This is a genomic window from Mycobacterium sp. (genome assembly GCF_046330795.1).
Lineage (GTDB): Bacteria > Actinomycetota > Actinomycetes > Mycobacteriales > Mycobacteriaceae > Mycobacterium.
In genome coordinates this window covers 157,521-177,059 of record NZ_JAXLSA010000005.1, presented here as the reverse complement: position 1 = coordinate 177,059, position 19,539 = coordinate 157,521, and the positions used below count along the sequence as shown (strand labels likewise).

Annotated in this window: 20 protein-coding genes; 12 read left to right on the top strand and 8 right to left on the bottom strand. The window is 68.0% G+C overall.

What is annotated here, in order from left to right:
• Positions 1-13 precede the first annotated feature (13 nt).
• The 4 genes from U0R18_RS17730 (at position 14) to U0R18_RS17715 (ending at position 3,929) form a co-directional block, all read left to right on the top strand.
• A complete protein-coding gene (locus tag U0R18_RS17730; protein WP_526370784.1) occupies positions 14-694 on the top strand; it encodes an Rv1363c family protein in 681 nt (226 codons plus the stop codon).
• A 34-nt stretch (positions 695-728) separates the two neighbouring features.
• Entirely contained in the window at positions 729-1,547 is an 819-nt protein-coding gene (locus U0R18_RS17725; protein ID WP_526370782.1) for a DUF3298 domain-containing protein, read from the top strand.
• A gap of 106 nt (positions 1,548-1,653) precedes the next feature.
• Positions 1,654-3,081, top strand: a complete 1,428-nt coding sequence (locus U0R18_RS17720) for an amino acid permease (RefSeq protein ID WP_526370780.1) — start codon at positions 1,654-1,656, stop codon at positions 3,079-3,081.
• Positions 3,081-3,929 carry a universal stress protein gene (locus tag U0R18_RS17715; protein ID WP_526370778.1) on the top strand — a complete coding sequence of 283 codons (849 nt, stop codon included), beginning with the start codon at positions 3,081-3,083 and terminating at the stop codon, positions 3,927-3,929. The genes U0R18_RS17720 and U0R18_RS17715 overlap by 1 nt, the downstream gene beginning before the upstream one ends.
• 9 nt (positions 3,930-3,938) lie before the next feature.
• Here U0R18_RS17715 and fadD5 read toward each other — a convergent pair whose 3' ends face one another.
• Positions 3,939-5,543, bottom strand: coding sequence for a fatty-acid--CoA ligase FadD5 (fadD5, locus tag U0R18_RS17710; protein ID WP_526370776.1), 1,605 nt, complete (start codon positions 5,541-5,543; stop codon positions 3,939-3,941).
• A 132-nt stretch (positions 5,544-5,675) separates the two neighbouring features.
• Between fadD5 and U0R18_RS17705 the strand changes: the two genes are divergently transcribed.
• The gene (locus U0R18_RS17705) at positions 5,676-6,371 is read left to right on the top strand and encodes a GntR family transcriptional regulator (RefSeq protein WP_526370774.1); all 696 of its coding nucleotides are present in this window, start codon (positions 5,676-5,678) and stop codon (positions 6,369-6,371) included.
• A 4-nt stretch (positions 6,372-6,375) separates the two neighbouring features.
• Here U0R18_RS17705 and U0R18_RS17700 read toward each other — a convergent pair whose 3' ends face one another.
• A complete protein-coding gene (locus U0R18_RS17700; RefSeq protein WP_526370772.1) occupies positions 6,376-6,816 on the bottom strand; it encodes an SRPBCC family protein in 441 nt (146 codons plus the stop codon).
• A gap of 24 nt (positions 6,817-6,840) precedes the next feature.
• Positions 6,841-7,482, bottom strand: coding sequence for a TetR/AcrR family transcriptional regulator (locus U0R18_RS17695; protein ID WP_526370770.1), 642 nt, complete (start codon positions 7,480-7,482; stop codon positions 6,841-6,843).
• A gap of 113 nt (positions 7,483-7,595) precedes the next feature.
• On the opposite strand from U0R18_RS17695, the gene U0R18_RS17690 reads away from it, so the two are divergent.
• Positions 7,596-7,706, top strand: coding sequence for a hypothetical protein (locus U0R18_RS17690; RefSeq protein WP_126335776.1), 111 nt, complete (start codon positions 7,596-7,598; stop codon positions 7,704-7,706).
• 5 nt (positions 7,707-7,711) lie between these two features.
• A complete protein-coding gene (locus tag U0R18_RS17685) occupies positions 7,712-8,485 on the top strand; it encodes an HAD-IIA family hydrolase (protein ID WP_526370767.1) in 774 nt (257 codons plus the stop codon).
• Between the two features lie 31 nt (positions 8,486-8,516).
• On the opposite strand, the gene U0R18_RS17680 is transcribed toward U0R18_RS17685, so the two are convergent.
• The 4 genes from U0R18_RS17680 to U0R18_RS17665 form a co-directional block, all read right to left on the bottom strand.
• Entirely contained in the window at positions 8,517-9,308 is a 792-nt protein-coding gene (locus tag U0R18_RS17680; protein ID WP_526370765.1) for an ABC transporter ATP-binding protein, read from the bottom strand.
• Entirely contained in the window at positions 9,292-10,320 is a 1,029-nt protein-coding gene (locus U0R18_RS17675; protein WP_526370763.1) for a taurine ABC transporter substrate-binding protein, read from the bottom strand. The genes U0R18_RS17680 and U0R18_RS17675 overlap by 17 nt, the downstream gene beginning before the upstream one ends.
• Positions 10,317-11,180: an ABC transporter permease gene (locus U0R18_RS17670; protein WP_526370761.1), complete on the bottom strand. Its 864-nt coding sequence runs from the start codon at positions 11,178-11,180 to the stop codon at positions 10,317-10,319. Before U0R18_RS17670 ends, U0R18_RS17675 begins: the two co-directional genes overlap by 4 nt.
• A 255-nt stretch (positions 11,181-11,435) precedes the next feature.
• Positions 11,436-11,984, bottom strand: a complete 549-nt coding sequence (locus U0R18_RS17665; RefSeq protein ID WP_526370759.1) for a hypothetical protein — start codon at positions 11,982-11,984, stop codon at positions 11,436-11,438.
• A gap of 207 nt (positions 11,985-12,191) precedes the next feature.
• On the opposite strand from U0R18_RS17665, the gene U0R18_RS17660 reads away from it, so the two are divergent.
• The 3 genes from U0R18_RS17660 (at position 12,192) to U0R18_RS17650 (ending at position 16,451) form a co-directional block, all read left to right on the top strand.
• Positions 12,192-13,727, top strand: a complete 1,536-nt coding sequence (locus tag U0R18_RS17660) for a Re/Si-specific NAD(P)(+) transhydrogenase subunit alpha (RefSeq protein ID WP_526370757.1) — start codon at positions 12,192-12,194, stop codon at positions 13,725-13,727.
• 12 nt (positions 13,728-13,739) lie between these two features.
• Complete coding sequence (gene pntB / locus U0R18_RS17655) at positions 13,740-15,188, top strand: Re/Si-specific NAD(P)(+) transhydrogenase subunit beta (RefSeq protein ID WP_526370755.1); 1,449 nt, start codon at positions 13,740-13,742, stop codon at positions 15,186-15,188.
• Between the two features lie 126 nt (positions 15,189-15,314).
• On the top strand, positions 15,315-16,451 hold the full coding sequence (locus U0R18_RS17650; RefSeq protein WP_526370753.1) for an acyl-CoA dehydrogenase family protein: 1,137 nt from the start codon (positions 15,315-15,317) through the stop codon (positions 16,449-16,451).
• Here U0R18_RS17650 and U0R18_RS17645 read toward each other — a convergent pair.
• Positions 16,444-17,367 (bottom strand): alpha/beta fold hydrolase, encoded by a 924-nt coding sequence (locus tag U0R18_RS17645; protein ID WP_526370751.1) that lies wholly within the window; start codon positions 17,365-17,367, stop codon positions 16,444-16,446. The two genes, U0R18_RS17650 and U0R18_RS17645, sit on opposite strands and share 8 nt — an antisense overlap.
• A 147-nt stretch (positions 17,368-17,514) precedes the next feature.
• Between U0R18_RS17645 and U0R18_RS17640 the strand changes: the two genes are divergently transcribed.
• Together U0R18_RS17640 and U0R18_RS17635 are read left to right on the top strand one after the other, a co-directional pair.
• On the top strand, positions 17,515-18,732 hold the full coding sequence (locus U0R18_RS17640; RefSeq protein WP_526370983.1) for an acyl-CoA dehydrogenase family protein: 1,218 nt from the start codon (positions 17,515-17,517) through the stop codon (positions 18,730-18,732).
• Positions 18,729-19,532, top strand: a complete 804-nt coding sequence (locus U0R18_RS17635) for a tyrosine-protein phosphatase (RefSeq protein WP_526370749.1) — start codon at positions 18,729-18,731, stop codon at positions 19,530-19,532. Before U0R18_RS17640 ends, U0R18_RS17635 begins: the two co-directional genes overlap by 4 nt.
• Positions 19,533-19,539 lie beyond the last annotated feature (7 nt).

Sequence of the window (19,539 nt, the reverse complement as noted above, 5' to 3'; positions counted from 1 at the left end):
GACCCGCTAGGAGATGATGTTGTCCGTGACGTCCGAGAAAGAAACCGCTCCCGACACCGAGGCCGATCCCGCGGTCGATCTCGAGGTCGACGCGGACTCCGCGGTGACGGAGGACGGCTCGGAGGCCACGGAGATCACCGACTCGGAGGCGGAGGTCACCGAACCCGAGGCGGAAGCCGAGGCCGACGAAGCCGCCGCGACCGCCGAGCCCCGGTCGCGGCGGGGACTCGTCCCCCGGCTGCTCGTAGCCGCCGTGCTGGTCGCGGCGCTCGCGGCGTCGGGTTTCCTCGGCTGGAAGCTCTGGCAGCAGGATCAGGTGACCCGCGCCGGCGAGCAGGCCCGGCAGGCCGCCGTCGCGTATGCCCAGGTGCTGACCAGCATCGACTCGAACAAGGTCGACGACAACTTCGCGCAGGTGCTCGATGGCGCCACCGGCGAGTTCAAGGACATGTACAGCCAGTCCAGCATGCAGTTGCGCCAGCTGCTGATCGACAACAAGGCCACCGCGCACGGCGTCGTGCTCGAGTCGGCGGTGCAGTCGGCCACCAAGAACAAGGTTGTCGTGCTGCTGTTCGTCGATCAGTCGGTGTCGAACACCAACGTGCCCGATCCTCGCATCGACCGCAGCCGGATCAAGATGACCATGGAGTACGTCGACGGCCGTTGGCGCGCCAGCAAGGTCGACCTGCCCTGACGTATCGGAGACCGTGACCCATCGGAGAAGGCCCATGAAACTCAGCGCACTCGCCGGCACCGCCCTCACCGTGGCCGCGCTGGCATGGTCGGTCCCAGCGCCCGGGAACATCGCCACGGCCACGGCGTCGGTACCGGACTTCTGTGCCGAGGTCGGCGGAAACTGGGACGGCGCGAATTGCGTTGCCACGGTGGAGTCCGAGCGCAATGCGACCCGCACCATCACGATGGCGCTGCCGGACGGCCTGATCGACAACCCGACCATCCATGACTATCTGCGCACCCTGATGAACAACTGGAAGACCGCCGCCGTCCACATGGCCGCCGACAGTTTCGCCGAGGAGCATTTCGAGGTCTTCAACCACGGCGGCACCATGACAGCCGCGTTCCACGAGGTGTACTCGGCCACCTACGGCACGGACGCCGGCACCCACCCGAACGCACCGGTACTCAACAACGCCTACCGCACCTTCACATTCGGTGGCGGCCGGCAGTTGCAGCTGGCCGATCTGCTGCGGCCCGGGACCGATATCGGCGCCATCTCGTCGCTGGGCGCCGAATACATCCAGCAGGCGCTGGACCAGGCGCCCCCCGCGCATCAGGCCAACACCTACCCGTTCATGCTCGACCGGTGGACGCCGGACAAGGTCTACTCCGGCGGCTACAAGGCGTGGGCGCTCACCCCGGACGAGCTGATCCTCTACATGCCGGATTACCCTGTGGGACATGATGTTCCGATCGACTACACGATCGGTCGCATGCAGTGGTACATGGACGGCGGCACCGTGCAGGCGCACATCCCGCTGAGCGCGCTGAGTTCGATCCTGCGACCGGAGTACGGCGGCGCCGGCTGACGAAATCGCGCATGACGGCTGCGCAACGCACACTCACCCGCTAGCGTTTCTTCCTGCTACCGGCGCCTCGTCCTGACGGTGGCACGGACGGCTGAAAGGCACGCACATGGCGTCTGATCCACCCGCCACCGCTCACCTCGGGCGCTCGCTCGGACTGTGGGCGATCGTCGGCCTCGGTCTGGGCTACATGACGCCGATGACGGTATTCGACACCTTCGGGATCGTCTCCGGCGAGACCGACGCGGTGGTTCCGCTGGCCTACATCGTCGCACTGGTCGCCATGGTGTTCACCGCCATCAGCTACGGCCGCATGACGCGGGTCTTCCCGTCGGCGGGCTCGGCCTACACCTACGCCTCCGAGGTGATCCACCCCAACATCGGCTTCCTGGTCGGATGGTCGTCGCTGCTGGACTATCTGCTGCTGCCGATGGTCAACGCGGTGATCGCGCGGATCTACTTCGAGTCGTTCTTCCCCGACTCGCCGTCGTGGTACTTCGTGCTCGGCTACGTCGCGATCATCACCGCGCTCAACGCGTGGAGCATCAAGGGCACGTCCAACATCAACGGCATCCTCGTCGTCTTCCAGGTGGTCCTGATCGCCGTTTTCGTCGTGCTGGCCTGGGTCTCGATCAACAACGGCCTGGGCCAGGGCACCATCTTCACCCTCGAACCGCTCTACCACGAGGGCGTTCAGATGGGCGCCGTGATCGCCGGCGCCACCGTGGTGTGCTTCTCGTTCATCGGTTTCGACGCGATCACGATGTACAGCGAGGAGGCCAAGACACCCAGCACGGTCCCGAAGGCGATCGTGCTGGCGCTGATGATCGGCGGCGCGATCTTCTTCCTCGGCGCCTGGTTCGCCCAGGCCGCCTTTCCCACCCTGGACGGCTTCGAGGTCACCGATGACACGCTGCCCGAACTCGCCCTCAAGGTCGGCGGGCAGCTCTTCAAGATCCTGTTCGTCTCGGCCGCGCTGGCCGCCATGGTCGCCTCCAGCCTGGCCTCGCACGCGAGCGTTTCCCGGATGATCTATGTGATGGCCCGCAACGGCACCGGCCGGATTCCGCGCTTCCTGTCCTACATCCACCCGAAGTTCCTGACGCCGCTGCACGCGGTGCTGATCGTCGGCGCGGTGTCGCTGCTGGCGGTGCGGTTCACGCTCGAATTCGTGTCGGCGATGATCAACTTCGGTGCGCTGATCGCGTTCACCGTGGTCAACCTGACCGTGTTGCTGTACTACGCGGTGCGCCTCAAGCAACGAAACACCCCTGTCCAGATCGTGATCAACATCGTGCTGCCGATCATCGGCATGTGCCTGACCGCGGTGCTGTGGATCAACCTGCACCGCGACGCGTTGGTCTACGGCGCGATCTGGTTCGTTGTCGGCCTGACACTGCTGGTGTACGTCACCCGAGGACTGCGCAGGCCGCTCACCATGAAGATCGAGGAGGAAACGCTGGCCGAGGAGGGCACGCCCATTCCACACATCGAACACGCTCGGCACGTCGAACATGACCGGGCCGGTGAGCACTGATGAAGCTGGTGGTCGGGTATCTCGCCACGCCCGGTGGGGCGGATGCGGTTGCGTTGGGGGTACGGCTGGCCCGAACGCTCGGAGCGGAGCTGGAGCTGCGCCTGGTCGTGGAGGCCGACGACGTCACGACTCCCCGGGTGACGGTCGAGAAGTTCCAGGATGTCCTGGCCGATCAGACCCGGGTCTGGCTCGACGAGGCCCTGAAGCTGGTGCCCGAGGACGTCACGGCACATGCCGAGGTGGTGGTCGCGGAATCGGTGACCGAGGCGCTCAGCGCAGAAGCGGTGCGCCTGGACGCCCTGGCCATCGTGGTGGGCGGATCCGGTGGCGGCCTGATCGGCAGGTACTGGCTGGGTTCCGATGTCGATCACCTGCTGCATTTCGCCCCGGTGCCGGTCGCAGTGGCTCCGCGCGGCACCCGCCACAGCGACGTCGCACGCGTCCGCACGGTCACCTGCGCCATCGGCTCGCGCCCCGGGGCCAAGCTGCTGCTCGACACGGCGGCGCGGTTGAGCGCGGCCGCGGGAGTTCCGCTACGGCTGGTCTCGTTGGTCGCGCTCGACGCCCACCCAGGGCCGGACGTCGAGGTTGCGCGCGAAAAGGCCGGGGCGGCAATCGAATCCGCGAAGGCGTCGCTTCCGTCGGACCTGCAGGTCACCACCGCAGTGGTCGAGGGCGCCAGCGTGGAGGAGGCGGTCGAGAAGCTCACCTGGCGCGACGGCGACCTGCTGATGCTCGGGTCCAGCCGGCTGGCCCCACCGCGGCGCCTGTTCATCGGTTCCACGGCCGCCAGGATCCTGCGGGTGTTGGACGTACCCATCGTGGTCACCCCGCGGGGCGACGACTAGGACTGCCGGCTACTCCGCCGGTTCGGCGTACTGCTTGCGCAGTTCGGTCTTGAGCACCTTGCCGGCGGGGTTGCGCGGCAGCGCCTCGACGATCTCCAGCACCTTCGGGTGCTTGTACCGGGCCAGCCGTTCGTCGAGGAACGCGTCGAGGTCCTCGATCCGCAGCTGTTCCGACGAAATCGCAACGACGGCAACGGGAATCTCGCCCCACTTCTCGTCGGAGCGGCCGATGACGGCGGCCTCGACGATCTCCGGGTGCGCCGCCAGCGCGTTCTCCACCTCGGCGCAGTAGATGTTCTCTCCGCCGGAGATGATCATGTCCTTCTTGCGGTCGACGACCCAGACGTATCCCTCGTCGTCCATCTTGACCAGGTCACCGGAATGGAACCAGCCGCCGGCGAACGCCTCCGCGGTGGCGGTCGGGTTGTTCCAGTAGCCGGCCATCAATGTCGGTGCGCGATAGACGATCTCGCCGATCTCGCCGACCGGCACATCGTTCATGTCCTCGTCGACGACGCGCGCCGAGACCGTCGGGATCACCCGGCCGACCGAGCCGAGCTTGCGCAGTGCGTCGTCGCCGAGCAGCATGCACGTCACCGGCGACATCTCGGTCTGCCCGAACGCCGCCAGGATCTTGCTGCCCGGGAACGTCTCGGCCATGGTCCGCAACAGGGTGTCCGACGCGGGGGCCGCACCCCAGGAGATGACCCGGAGCTTCAGTGCGCGCGGCTGGGCCTGCTGGACCGCGCAGACGGCCTGCCACTGCGCGGGCACCAGGAAGATGCCGGTCACGTTCTCCGCCTCGAGCACGTCCAGCAGGGCGCCGGGGTCGAAGGCGCCGAGCGGGTGGATCACCGTCGGGATGCCCAGCGTCAGACCGACCAGCAGGTTGCCGATCCCGGCGATGTGGAACAGCGGGACGCCGATGAACCCGACGTCGTTGTTCAGGTCGGCGCCGTTGGTGTACAGCATCGTCATCGTCTGGCCGGTCATGTTCGTGTGCGTGAGCACCGCGCCCTTGGGCCGGCCCGTGGTGCCCGAGGTGTACATGATCAGCGCGGGGCTGTCGTTGGGAACATCAGCCGGCTCGTGGGACGGCCCCTCTTCCGCGAGCAGGTCCTCATAGCCCACCACGCCGTCCTCGGTGGCCCCACCGGCCACCACGATGGTCTCCAGCAGCGGTGCGATCTCGCGGACGGCGCCGGCCACCCCGGCCAGCACCGGTTCGGTGATGACGACCCGCGACTCACAGTCCTCCACCAGGAACGCCAGTTCCGGCGCGGTGAGGCGGAAGTTCACCGGCACCGCGATGGCACCGAGTCGGTTGGCGGCCAGGAAGGACTCGACGAACTCGGTCCGGTTGAGCATCAGGATCATCACCCGGTCACCGACGCCGATGCCGCGGCGGGCCAGCGCGTCGGCCAGCGCGGTGACCCGGCGGTCCAGTTCGCCCCAGGTGACCGTGCTGCCCTGATAGCGCAGGGCCGGGGTGTCGGGCTGCATCAGCGCGTGCCGGGTCAACTGGTTCACCCAGTTCTGCCGTCGGGCCAGGTAGGGCTGGGTGAGGGGCGCGTCAGTGGCGGTGCTGGTCTGTCCGGTCAGCTGTGCGGTCAACGATCGGGTCCTTAATCGATCCGGGATGTCCGGGAGAACGTCCGGGAGAACTGTGGGAGCAATTTGCGTAGATCTTACATTTGATCAAATATGATGTACGCCAGACAAGCCCCGCCCGACGGAAGGAGTGCCATGAACGCACCGGCCGAAGTCAGGCACACCCGCCGGCCCGGGCTCCGGCGCGCACAACTGTCGGACGAGGTCGCCACCCACCTGCGCGCGGCGATCATGACCGGGGCGCTGCGCGCGGGCACCTTCATCCGTCTCGACGAGACCGCCGCACAGCTCGGTGTCAGCATCACGCCGGTTCGCGAAGCGCTCCTCAAGCTCGGCGGCGAGGGCATGGTGACCCTCGAGCCACACCGCGGGTACGTCGTTGTTCCGTTGAGCCGCAACGACATCGAGGACATCTTCTGGCTGCAGAGCACCATCGCGAAGGAACTCACGGTGACGGCGGCCCGCAATGCCTCCGATGACGACCTCGCCGAGCTGAGCACCCTCAACGAGGAGTTGGCCGCGGCCGTCGACCGCGGTGAGCCCGACGCCGTCGTGGCGGCGGAGTTCGCGTTCCACCGCGCGCTGAACCGGCTGGCCGGCCGCGTGAAGCTGGCATGGTTCCTGCTGCACGCCGCGCGGTACATGCCGACGCTGATCTACGCCAACGATCCGGACTGGGGCCACAGCGCCGTCGAACACCACGCGAAGCTGATCGCCGCGATGCGGGCGCGGGACACGGCTGCCGTCGTCGAACTGACCGAGTGGCAGTTCACCGACGGCGCCCGCCAACTCACCGAGACGCTCGAGCGCACCGGGATGTGGGACACCTAGCTGTTCAGGCGGTCAGACTCTCGGCGCGGGACTTCAGGTTGTTGGCCAGATGATCCAGCGCGTCGTTCGCGATCTTCTTGATCATGATGGCCGGCACCGGCAGGCTGACCTCGACGTCCATGTCGACCGTCAGCAGCGAACTGGCCGGGCCCATGCCCACCACCGAGAACAGCTGATGCTGCTTGGTGAACAGCTCGCCCTGCTGCATGACGGTCTGGATCTGGTTGGGCGCCGGGTAGTACACCGCCTGGATGAAGGTGCCCTGATTGCCCTGGATCTCGGTGTCCAGCCGGAGCTGGCTGGGCCGGCCGTCGTCGTAGCGGTGCAGGATCCAGCAGCCCTTCACCTCGTCGTTCCACTGGGGGTAGGCCTCGAAGTCGGCGACGATCGACAGGATCGTCGCCTCGTCACGGTTCACCTCGACGGTCTTGCTCACGATCGGCATGTAACGGAGCCTAGCGAGGGGCCATCATCGGGCCGAAGCGGACTTCGTCGGCAGCGGCCATTCGGCGCGGACCGCCTCGTCGCGCACCAGCCCGCGCAGCAGCGCGGTGCTGAATTCGACGGCGATCTCCTCGGCCGAGCGCCGGCCGTCCGGGCGCAGCCACCGGTAGGCCCCCAGCGTCATCCCGATGTAGCCCAGGGCCAGCACGTGGGAGTCGCACGGGTAGAACTCGCCGCTGGCGATGCCGCGGTCGATCAGCCCGTGCACGTGCTCGTAGACCTGGGTCTCCTTCTCCCGGACCTCGGCAACCTGTTCCTCGGTGAACCACTCGGTGATGTAGGGCTGCTCCTGGAAATAGACGGCGGCGCCCTCCACGTTCGCCGCGGTCTGCTTCAGCAACCGGACGGTGTACTGGTACAGCGCCTCGCTGGCGGTCCAGGTGGGATCGTCGTGGACGGCGGCGAGGGTACGTTCGGCGGCCTGCTGGTAGATGTCGAAGAGGATCAGCGACTTGCTGGCGTAGTAGTGGTAGACCGTGGCCTTGTTGAGGCCGATGACGTCGGCGACGTCGTCCATGCGGGTGCCGTGGTAGCCGCGCGCGGCGAACAGTTTGGTGGCCACGGCCAGCAGTTCTTCGCGGCGGGACAGCCCATTATCTGACGCCATGCTTCACTCTCTGTCCTACGCGGTCGGTCGACACCGACCAATCAACTAGTTGGCTAGTTTAGGCAATAACGGTTGTGGTGTTGCCAACTGGCCGTCGCCGCTAGACTCCGGGCATGGATCCGAACCCGGACTACGACGCCAGCGACGAGATCGAATACTTCTTCTCATGGCTGCCGTGGGCCCTGCGGGGTAACTACCCACCGCCGGCCTACCCGCCCGTCTGACAACTGTGCGCTCCCCCACGTCATGTTGGCTCACCGACATGGACGGGGTGCTGGTCCGTGAGGAACACGCGCTGCCGGGCGCGGCGGAGTTCCTGCAGCGTCTGGCCGACAAGCAGCGGCGTTTCCTGGTGCTCACCAACAACTCGATCTTCACCCCACGCGACCTGGCCGCCCGGCTGAAACGGTCGGGCCTGACGGTGCCCGAAGAATCCATCTGGACCTCCGCGACGGCCACCGCCGCCTTTCTCCACGACCAGCTGCCCGGCGGCTCGGCCTACGTCATCGGCGAGGCCGGCCTGACCACCGCGCTGCACGAGGTCGGCTACACGCTCACCGACAGCGATCCGGACTTCGTGGTGCTGGGTGAGACCCGCACGTATTCGTTCGAGGCGGTCACCAGGGCGGTGCGGCTGATCGGGGACGGTGCGCGATTCATCGCCACCAATCCCGATGTCACCGGTCCGTCGGCCGAGGGACCCATACCGGCCACGGGATCGGTCGCCGCGATGATCACCAAGGCAACCGGCCGCGAGCCGTACTTCGTGGGCAAGCCCAACCCGATGATGTTCCGCAGCGCGCTGAACCGCATCGAGGCGCACTCCGAGGAAACCACCATGATCGGCGACCGGATGGACACCGATGTGGTCGCGGGGATGGAGGCCGGGCTCGACACCATCCTGGTGCTGACCGGTTCCACCAGCGAGGCCGAGATCGAGAAGTACCCCTTCCGGCCCGGGCGGGTACTGCCGTCCATTGCCGACGTGGTGGACCTGGTCTGAGAACCGCGGTGCCGGTTGCACCCGAAAATTCCTAGGCCGCAGCCGCTTTCACCGCGCGCCCCACCTCCGCGCGTAGATCCGAGTACTCCGGCGAACGCCGCAACTCGTCCGCATCGACCCCGATGCGCGGCAGGTCGACCGGGATGTCCAGCGCCACCTGACCCGGCCGACGGGTCAGCACCACGATCCGGGACCCGAGGAAGGCGGCCTCGTCGGCGCTGTGGGTGACGAAGACGGTGGTGCGGCCGGATTCCGCACTGACCCGCCGGACATCCTCCTGCAGCCGCTCCCGGGTCAGGGCATCCAGTGCCGCGAAGGGCTCGTCGAGCAGGAACAGCGGCGTCTCGGCGGCCAGCGCGCGGGCGATGGCGACCCGCTGCTGCTGCCCGCCGCTGATCTCCCAGATCCGGCGATCGGCCGTGCCGCCCAGGCCGACCCGGTCGAGCAGTTCGTCGCGGCGCTGCACCCGACGGTCCCGCGGCACCTTGGCGTACTTCAGCGCCACGTCGACGTTGCCGCCCACGGTGCGCCACGGGAACAGCCGCGGCTGCTGGAACACCACCCCCGACGTGATGCCGGGCGACGGCGCGCCGCCGGCAACCTGGACCTGCCCGGCGGTCGGCTCCTCGAATCCGGCGATCAGCCGCAGCAGCGTGCTCTTACCGCAGCCGGAGGCGCCGACCAGTACCAGGAACGCGCCCGGTTCGACGTCCAGGTCCACCGGCCCGAGCGCGGTGACCTGATTGCGCCCGGACCCGTAGCGGTGTTCGACGTTGCGGATCCGCAGACCCCTGTCTCCGGGCGGGTCACTGCGCGAGGACATTGGGCAACCCCTTGGTGTAGATGGCGTCCTGGAACGTCTGCAGCGGCGCGGCGGCCGGGATCTGCTTCTGGTCGGCCAGGAACTGCGAGGCGCTCTGCAGGTTCACGGCGAGGTTGCCCGGCTTGCCGTCGGTACCCAGCCACTGCGGCGAGGCCACCTCCTCGGGCGTCGGGAACCCGGCCTGCTTCAGCTGTCCCTCCACATCGGCCGGGCTCAACCCGATCTCCGCGCCGATCGCCTTGGCCGCGGCGGCCGGGTCGTCGTGAATGGTTCGCAGCGCCCGCGCCTGCTGCCGGCGCCAGACGTCGACCACATCGGGGTGCGCCTTGGCGAAGTCACTCGACACTGTTGCCAGGTCCAGGGTCGGCTTGCCATCGGCCGCCAGCTGCCGGCTGCTGATCAGCTCCTTACCGGTGGTGCGCAATTGATCCAGGGTCGGCAACCACGTGTAGGCGGCGTCGATGTCGCCGCGTTCCCAACCCGCGAGGATCGCTTGCGGCTGCAGGTCGATCAACTGAACATCGTTGGGCGACAAGCCATTCTGACTCAATGCCGCCAGCAGGCTGTAGTGCGCGGTGGAAGCGAACGGGGTGGCGATCCGCTTACCCTTCAGATCGGCGATCGTGTTGATGCCGGTCCCGTTGCGCGCGACCAGTGCTTCGTTCTCGCCCGCGACGTCGAGGATGAAGGCCACCTGGTACGGAATGTTCAGCGGCGCGGACAGACCGCGCGCCACCGGGCTGGATCCCAGGGCGCCGAAGTCGAGTTCCTTGGCGATGAACGCGGTGTTGACGTCGGCGCCGGAGTCGAACTTCGTCCACTTGATGTTGTAGTCCGGCAGCGCCTGCTCGAGCCACTTGTTGTTCTTGACAACCAGGTCGCCGCTCGGGAAAGTCTGGTAGCCGATCCGGATGGTCGGCTTGTCGGCCTGATGCCCGGAGTGGTCCACCGCGCACCCGGCTAACCCGACGGCCGTGATCACCGCTGCGGCAAGAACTTTCGTGAACCTCATAGCTTCCCTCTCCATGGGACGGCTCGCACCTCGATGGCGCGCAACAAACCGTCGATCACCAGCCCGGAGAATCCGATGGCGAAGATGCCCACCAGCACCACGGGGGTGTTGTTGTAATTGCTGGCGTCCTTGACCAGGCCGCCGATCCCGGGGATCCCGTTGAACAGTTCGGCCGCCACCACCGACGAGTACGCCATGCCGACCGCCAACCGGATGCCGGTGAACGTCTCGGGCAGGGCCGCGGGCACCACGACGTCGCGGACCACCTGGGCGCGACTGGCGCCCAGCGCACGGGCTGCCTCGGTGAGTCCGACCGGTGCGGCGACGACGGCGGCGGTGGTCGCGACCGCGGCGGGCGGCAGGGCGGCCAGCGCGAGCAGGGTGATCTTGGGCGCCTCGTCGATCCCCAGCCAGATCACCAGCAGGAAGAAGTAGGCCAGCGGGGGTAGGGCCCGCAGGAACGTCAGCCACGGTTCCAGCACGCTGCGCACCCAGCCGATCGAACCCATCACCAGGCCCAGCAGGACTCCGAGGGTGACGCCGATGAGCACACCCGCCAGCACCCGGCGCAGCGTCATGTAGAGGTGCTCGTAGAGCAGGTATCCGGCGTAGCCCCGCACGCCGTCGTGAGTGGTGGACACGTCGACGAACGCGCGCCAGACCGTGGCCGGGTAGGGCACGAAGGTCTGGTTCCAGATCGCACTGGCGGCCGCGAACTGCCAGACGCCGAGGAACACCAGCACCGAGAGGGCCGGCAGCGCGGCCTTGGTCAGCAGCGTGCGCCCGCGGTCTGTCCCGGCCGCACGGCGAGACGCCGGGACGGCGGCCTCTTCGGGGGTGATGTCGACGAATACGGACACTGGCGGCTTTCTGGCGGTGGGTGTCGGGACGGAACGGGACGCCGTCCCTGATGGGTCGGCGTCCCGGTGGCGTCAGCGACGACAGTGCCCGCGCGCCGGTGTAATACGCATGGAGAGATTGAAATCCCGCGCCTGCGTCCCCGATACGTTCCGACTCAGCGGGAATTTAACGTGCGGCGCCGGCCCGGTGTTGACCACCGCCGGAGTGTGGTTGGTCGCCGTGGCCGGAGTTCTCGGCCAGCGAGCAGGTGGTGGCTAGGACGAAAGGTCCGCCTCTGCCGCTGCCGGCGGGATGGCCGGGGTCGGGGCGGCGACCGCCGGACCGACCGGGCCGTGGAGCATGTCCAGGCCGTCCTCGCCGAGGTAGACATTCCAGCCGGGAGTATCGACGCCCACCGCCGTCGTCCCGTGATAGACCAGCGACCCGTCCGGGTTGATGGTCAGGAACGCGGGGTCCATCCCCGGAACCAGGACGGCAGCGGCCACACCGGCCGGCGCCGTCGTCGTCCCTTCGCCCGGGGCATGCGTCGTGCCGGACGGAACCGGCGCGGGGGCCACCGGCTGCGCGGCGGCCTCGTCCGGGACGACGTCGGATGGCATCTCCGCGGGCAGGAGCTCCTGGGGAGCCTGGACCGGCGCGTCCGCGCCCGTCGAGGCCTCGTCCGGGGCGGGCGCCGGCCCGCTGTCCTCGTCGTCGGCCCACGCCACCCCGATCAGGTGGGGCGGCGCGGCCACTGGTCCCAGGACCAGCAGTCCTGCGCAGGCCACATACATTGCGGTGGTTCTCGCACGCTGAATGTTCATCGCCGAATCCCTCTCCCGACCACTGCGGACAACCTAACAGCCACCGACATCAGCCGGTCAAGAGCCCGCTGAGCCACTGCTCAGCAGGACGGCGACCCAGCGGTCGTCCATGCTGGCCTCTTACACTGTCAACTTCCAACCACTTTCGGTCAGGCATCCGCGTGTCATCCGACTGAAGGCTGAACCGACCAGAACGGACCGATATCCATGCTCATCGGGATACCGCGCGAGTCCCTGCCCGGGGAAACCCGGGTTGCCGCCACCCCGCAAACCGTCGGGCAGTTGATCAAGCTGGGGTATTCGGTGGTCGTCGAGCACGACGCGGGTGCGGCGGCCAGTTTCGCCGATGCCGCGTTCGCCGAGGCCGGGGCCAGTGTGGGCTCCGCACCCGAAGTACTGCATGCCGATGTCGTGCTGAAGGTCAACGCGCCGGATGCCGCTGAGATCGCCGCCCTGCGCGACGGCGCCACCGTGATCTCGCTGATCTCGCCGGCACTGAACCCGGAACTGGTGGAGCAGTTGGCCACCCGGCCGATCACGGTGCTGGCCATGGACGCGGTGCCGCGTATCTCGCGTGCGCAGTCGCTGGACGTGCTGTCCTCGATGGCAAATATCGCCGGGTATCGCGCGGTGATCGAGGCCGCGAACAAGTTCGGCCGGTTCTTCACCGGGCAGGTCACCGCGGCGGGCAAGGTACCGCCGGCGAAGGTGCTGGTCGTCGGCGCCGGGGTGGCCGGGTTGGCCGCCATCGGCGCCGCCGGATCGCTGGGGGCGATCGTGCGGGCCACCGATCCACGCCCCGAGGTCGCCGACCAGGTCGCCTCCCTGGGCGGGGAATACCTGGCCGTCGATCCGGCCGCGGCCGAGGTGTCGGCCACCGGCTACGCCAAGGAGATGGGCGAGGACTACAAGGCCCGTGAGGCGGCCCTGTACGCCGAGCAGGCCCAGGATGTCGACATCATCATCACCACCGCACTGATCCCCGGTAAGCCCGCTCCGCGCATCATCACCGCCGACATGGTCGCCGCGATGAATCCGGGCAGCGTGATCGTCGACATGGCCGCGGCCAACGGCGGCAACGTCGAAGGGACGGTCAAGGACCAAGCCATCGTCACTGCTAATGGCGTGACCATCCTCGGCTACACCGACCTGGCCGGCCGGCTGCCCGCCCAGGCCTCCCAGCTCTACGGCACCAACCTGGTCAACCTGCTCAAGCTGCTCACCCCGAACAAGGACGGCGCACTCACGCTCGACTGGGACGACGTGGTGCAGCGCTCGGTGACCGTGGTCCGCGACGGCGAGGTCACCTGGCCGCCGCCACCGGTCCAGGTCTCCGCCGCGCCCGCCGTCGCGGCCGGCGCGGCCGCACCGGTCGTCAAGGCCGAGAAGACCCCGATGAGCACCGGACGTCGCCTGGGCCTGACGTTGTCCGCCGCCGCGGCACTGTTCGTCCTGATCGCACTGTCACCGGCTGCCCTGCAAATGCACCTGACGGTGTTCGCGCTGGCGATCGTGATCGGCTATTACGTGATCGGCAACGTGCATCACGCGCTGCACACCCCGTTGATGTCGGTGACCAACGCCATCTCCGGGATCATCGTGGTCGGCGCCCTGCTGCAGGTCGGGCACGGCAACCTGGCCATCACCGTGCTGGCGACCGCGGCGATCCTGCTGGCCAGCATCAACGTCTTCGGCGGCTTCGCGGTCACGCGCCGCATGCTCTCGATGTTCTCGCGAAGCTAAGGGGCCGGAACCATGTCTCACTTGTTCAACACCGAAAACGCTGCCACCGCGGCCTACGTCGTCGCCGCCCTGCTGTTCATCCTCGCCCTGGCCGGGCTGTCCAAACACGAGACCTCCCGGGCCGGGAACTCGTTCGGCATCACCGGGATGGCGGTGGCCCTGGTCGCGACCATCGCCCTGGCCGCCGCCCGGCACATCTCCCCGCTGGGAGCCGGTCTGCTGATCGGCGCGATGGCCATCGGCGCGGCGATCGGGCTGTGGCGGGCCAAGGTCGTCGAGATGACCGGCATGCCGGAGCTGATCGCGCTGCTGCATTCATTCGTCGGCCTGGCGGCCGTGCTGGTCGGCTGGAACGGCTACCTGCACGTCGAGGCCGATGCCTCCGGTGCCGAATCTCTCGCCCTGCACCAGCAGGGCATGGCCGGCATCCACTCCGCCGAGGTCGTCATCGGCGTCTTCATCGGCGCCGTCACCTTCACCGGCTCCATCGTCGCCAACCTCAAACTCTCCGCGCGCATCAATTCAGCGCCGATGATGCTGCCCGGCAAGAACATCCTCAATGTCGGCGCCCTGGTGGCATTCGCCGCGCTCACGGTCTGGTTCGTCATCGACCCGCAACTGTGGCTGCTCGCCGTCGTCACCGTGCTCGCACTGCTGCTGGGCTGGCACCTGGTGGCCTCCATCGGCGGCGGCGACATGCCCGTGGTCGTCTCCATGCTCAACAGCTACTCCGGTTGGGCCGCCGCCGCGTCCGGGTTCCTGCTCGACAACAACCTGCTGATCGTCACCGGCGCCCTGGTTGGCTCCTCGGGTGCCTACCTGTCCTACATCATGTGCCGGGCGATGAACCGGTCGTTCATCTCGGTGATCGCCGGCGGCTTCGGGATCGAGGCCGGTCCGGCCGACGACAAGGACTACGGCGAGCACCGCGAGATCACCGCCGAGGGCGCGGCCGAACTGTTGTCGTCGGCGAGCTCGGTGATCATCACCCCCGGCTACGGCATGGCCGTCGCCCAGGCCCAGTACGGGGTCGCCGACCTCACCCGGCGGCTGCGCGACCGCGGCGTCACCGTCCGCTTCGGCATCCACCCCGTCGCCGGCCGGCTCCCCGGGCACATGAACGTGCTGCTGGCCGAGGCGAAGGTGCCCTACGACATCGTCCTGGAGATGGACGAGATCAACGACGACTTCGACGACACCGACGTGGTGCTGGTCATCGGCGCCAACGACACCGTCAACCCCGCGGCCGCCGAGGATCCGAGCAGCCCCATCGCCGGGATGCCCGTGCTCACCGTCTGGAACGCCCGCAACGTCATCGTCTTCAAGCGCTCCATGGCCTCCGGCTACGCCGGCGTGCAGAACCCGCTGTTCTTCCGCGAGAACACCCAGATGCTCTTCGGCGACGCCAAGGATCGCGTCGACGCCATCAACGCCGCACTGTCGGTGGGTGCGCACGCCTGACCCGATTGGTGCCGAGCGTGGGCCCTGCGCACCGAAATCGCCGCGAGGCGTCCATATCCCCCACGCTCGACGCCCCCTCGACCGGGGGTGCCATACCGTCCGCGCGGAAAACTAGGATGTCCAACCATGCCGGTTGACCGCCTATTGCCGTCCGAGGACGCCGCCGACCTGATCGCGCTCACCCGCGACATCGCCGACAAAGTGCTCGACCCGATCGTCGATCAGCACGAGAGGGACGAGACCTACCCCGACGGCGTGTTCGCGCAACTCGGCGCCGCCGGGTTGCTGAGCCTGCCGCAGCCCGAGGAGTGGGGCGGCGGCGGCCAGCCCTACGAGGTCTACCTGCAGGTGCTCGAGGAGATCGCCGCGCGCTGGGCCGCCGTGGCCGTCGCGGTCAGCGTGCACAGCCTCTCGTCCCACCCGCTACTGACGTTCGGCACCGACGAGCAGAAGCAGCGTTGGCTGCCCGGCATGCTCTCCGGCGAACAGATCGGTGCCTACAGCCTGTCCGAGTCGCAGGCCGGCTCCGATGCGGCGGCGCTCAGCTGCAAGGCCACCCGCGACGACACCGGCTACACCCTCAACGGCGCAAAAGCGTGGATCACCCACGGCGGCAAGGCGGACTTCTACACGCTGTTCGCGCGCACCGGCGAGGGCTCCCGCGGGGTGTCCTGCTTCCTGGTGCCCGGCGATCTGCCCGGGCTGTCGTTCGGCAAGCCCGAGGACAAGATGGGCCTGCACGCCGTGCCCACCACGTCGGCGTTCTACGACAACGCCCACGTCGATACCGACCGACTGATCGGCGCCGAGGGCCAGGGTCTGCCAATTGCGTTCAGCGCCTTGGATGCCGGCCGGCTGGGCATCGCCGCGGTCGCCGTCGGGATCGCCCAGGCCGCGCTGGACGAGGCGGTCCGTTATGCCAATGAGCGCACCGCATTCGGCCGCAAGATCGCCGACCATCAGGGGCTGGGTTTCCTGCTGGCCGACATGGCCGCGGCCACCGGCGCCGCCCGGGCGACCTATATCGATGCCGCGCGGCGCAAGGATCAGGGGCTGCCGTACTCGCAGCAGGCGAGCATCGCGAAGCTGACCGCCACCGATGCGGCGATGAAGGTCACCACCGACGCGGTCCAGGTGTTCGGCGGGGTGGGCTACACCCGCGACTTCCGCGTCGAACGGTTCATGCGCGAAGCGAAGATCACGCAGATTTTCGAGGGGACCAACCAGATCCAGCGGTTGGTCATCTCCCGCGGCCTCAGCTGACCGTCGCGAATTCGCTTACCGCCGAGACGAATTCGTCCGGCTTCTCGACCATCGGACTGTGCCCCGACCCGGCGATGACATGCGGGGGCAACCCGGCTCTGGTGTAGCGCGCGACGTTGTCCGCCGTCGGGGTGAGCACATCACGCTCACCCCAGATCACCAGGACGGGTTTACCCAGGACCGCCAACCGGTCGGCTATCGCCTTGTCGGCGTTGAGTTCTTCGACGACGTCGGAGTCACAGACCCCGGTATGGGTGAGTCGCTTCAGGGACCGGTAGGCGAAGTCGGGGACCGGGTAGTCGGCGGCGAAGCCGGTCTGCAACGACGGTCCGTCGAACGTGTCGATGGCACGGAACCGGTCGGCGGCCGGGCCGACGATCGGGGCGCACACCACGTCGTGCATGCGGGGCACCACGACAAGTCCGTTATCGCCGGGGGTGTCGGACACCGCGACGCGCTGCACCAGATCCGGTTCGGCCTCGGCCACCGCGGTGGCCACCGCACCGCCCATGGAGTGCCCGATGAGAACCGCGTGCCGGACGCCGAGCGCCGACAGCGCCTGGCGCACCGGGGTGGCCTGTCCCTGGGCGCCGTACTGCGCGGCATCCCGCGGAGCCTCGGACCCGCCGTGACCGACGAGGTCGATCGCGATCACCCGTCGTCCCGCCGCAGCCAGCTTCTGGGCCACCGGTTCCCACCACTCGACCGACGCCGTGTAGCCGTGCAGCAGCACTACCGCCCGGTCGCCCGGCGGCCCGTACTCGCGCACGTTGAGGTCCACGCCCGGCAGGTCCAGGACGTGGCCGCCGCCGAACGGTTCGGCCGCATGCTCGCTGCGATCCACCACGACGGCATTGCCGAGTAAGCCTCCCAGCAGCAGAACCACCACGGCAGCCACACCGACCTCGAGTTTCACGGTCGGACTGTACCGCCACGGGCGCCCCGGTTGTCCACAGGTTTTTTCCACAATGTGGATGAATCACATCGATGTCATTCGTCCCGCCCGGGGGCGGACCAACTGCCTGGTTGGGATGGTGATTAAGCTCGCCGCATGGACTTCGCGATGTCGGCCAACGGGCAGGAATACCACGACAAGCTGACCGATTTCATGGTCGAACACGTCTTTCCCGCCGAGGCGGCATACGACGCCTACCGCGCGGAGAAGGGTCCGAAGGACTTCACCGTTCCGCCGGTGGTCGAGGACCTCAAGAAGCTCGCCAAGGCCCAGGGCCTGTGGAACCTGTTCCTGCCCTCGGAGTCGGGCCTGAGCAACCTCGAGTACGCGCCGCTGGCCGAGATCTCCGGCTGGAGCACCGAGATCGCCCCGGAAGCCATCAACTGCGCCGCGCCGGACACCGGGAACATGGAGACCCTGCACCTGTTCGCGACCGAGGAGCAGCGAAAGCAATGGCTCGAGCCGCTGCTGGCCGGTGAGATCCGCAGCGCGTTCTCGATGACCGAACCGGCGGTGGCCTCCTCGGATGCGCGCAACATCCAGACCCAGATCGTGCGCGACGGCGACGACTACATCATCAACGGCACCAAGTGGTGGACCTCCGGCGCCAACGATCCGCGCTGCGCGATCCTGATCGTGATGGGCCGTACCAACCCCGACGCGGCCAGCCATCAGCAGCAGTCGATGATCTTGGTGCCCGTCGATACCCCTGGGGTGAACATCAAGCGCTCGACCAGCGTGTTCGGTTGGCAGGACCAGCACGGCCACGCCGAGATCGTCTACGACAACGTTCGCGTGCCGGCGAGCAACCTGCTGGGCGAGGAGGGCATGGGGTTCGCGATCGCCCAGGCCCGGCTGGGTCCGGGCCGCATTCATCACTGCATGCGTGCGATCGGGGTGGCCGAGCGGGCGCTGGCGCTCATGGTCGAACGGGTCAACTCGCGTATCGCGTTCGGCAAGCCGCTGGCCGAGCAGGGCATGGTGCAGAACGCGGTTGCGTTGTCCCGCAACGAGATCGACCAGGCCCGGCTGCTGTGCCACAAGGCCGCGTGGACCATCGATCAGCACGGCAACAAGGCCGCGCACGGGCTGGTGTCCCAGATCAAGGCCGTCGCACCGCTGATGGCGTGCAACGTCATCGATCGGGCCATCCAAACCCACGGCGCCGCAGGCGTTTCCGATGACACCGTGCTGGCCCGCATGTACGGCTGGCAACGTGCGATGCGCATTTTCGACGGCCCCGACGAGGTCCACCTGCGCACCATCGCCCGCACCGAACTCGGCCGGGAGAAGACCCCGCTGGCGGCCGCGGTCGTGCCGAAGTGACCGACCTCTCCGGTGGCTGGAACTTCCGCGACGTCAGCAGCTCCACCGGTGGCGCGGTGCGACCCGGCGTGTTGTTCCGCTCGGGTGAGCTGACCAAGCTCGACGACGACGGGCTTCGCCAGTTGCGGGATATCGAGCTGACCGACGTGGCCGACCTGCGCTCACCGCGGGAGGTCGAACGTCACGGCGGCGACCTGGTTCCCGACGGTGTCAGGGTGCATCTGTTGCCGTTCCTGGACATCGTCGCGGTGGTCGAGGGCGACTCCCCGCACGAGCACGCCTTCCAGCGTCTGCTGACCGAGAAGCCCGACGACGAATCGGTTCTCGAGGCCGGACAGCGCTACATGACCGAGGAGTACCGGCGGTTCGCCCAGGCCCCCGGGGCGCGAATGGCCGTTCGCCACATGGTGACGTTGTTGGCGGGGGGCGGGTCGATGCTGACGCACTGCTTCGCCGGCAAGGATCGCACCGGCTTCGGCGTTGCCGTCCTGTTGCAGGCCGCCGGGGTGGACCACGACGCCGTGATGGCCGATTACCTGCAGAGCAATGCCGCCATTCCGCAGCTGCGGACCCAGATCATGGAGATGATCGCGAGCCGGTTCGACGAGGGAATGCCCTCGGAGGCAGCGGAATTCACCGAAGCCCGGTTGTCCGACGAGGTTCTGGGGGTGCGCCCGGAGTACCTCGAGGCGGCGCTCGCGACCGTGGCCGACGACCATGGCTCGGTGGACGGCTACCTGCGGGCCGCCGGCGTCACCGACGAGGACGTCGCCAAGCTGCGCATCGCGCTGCTCGGCTGACCGCTTA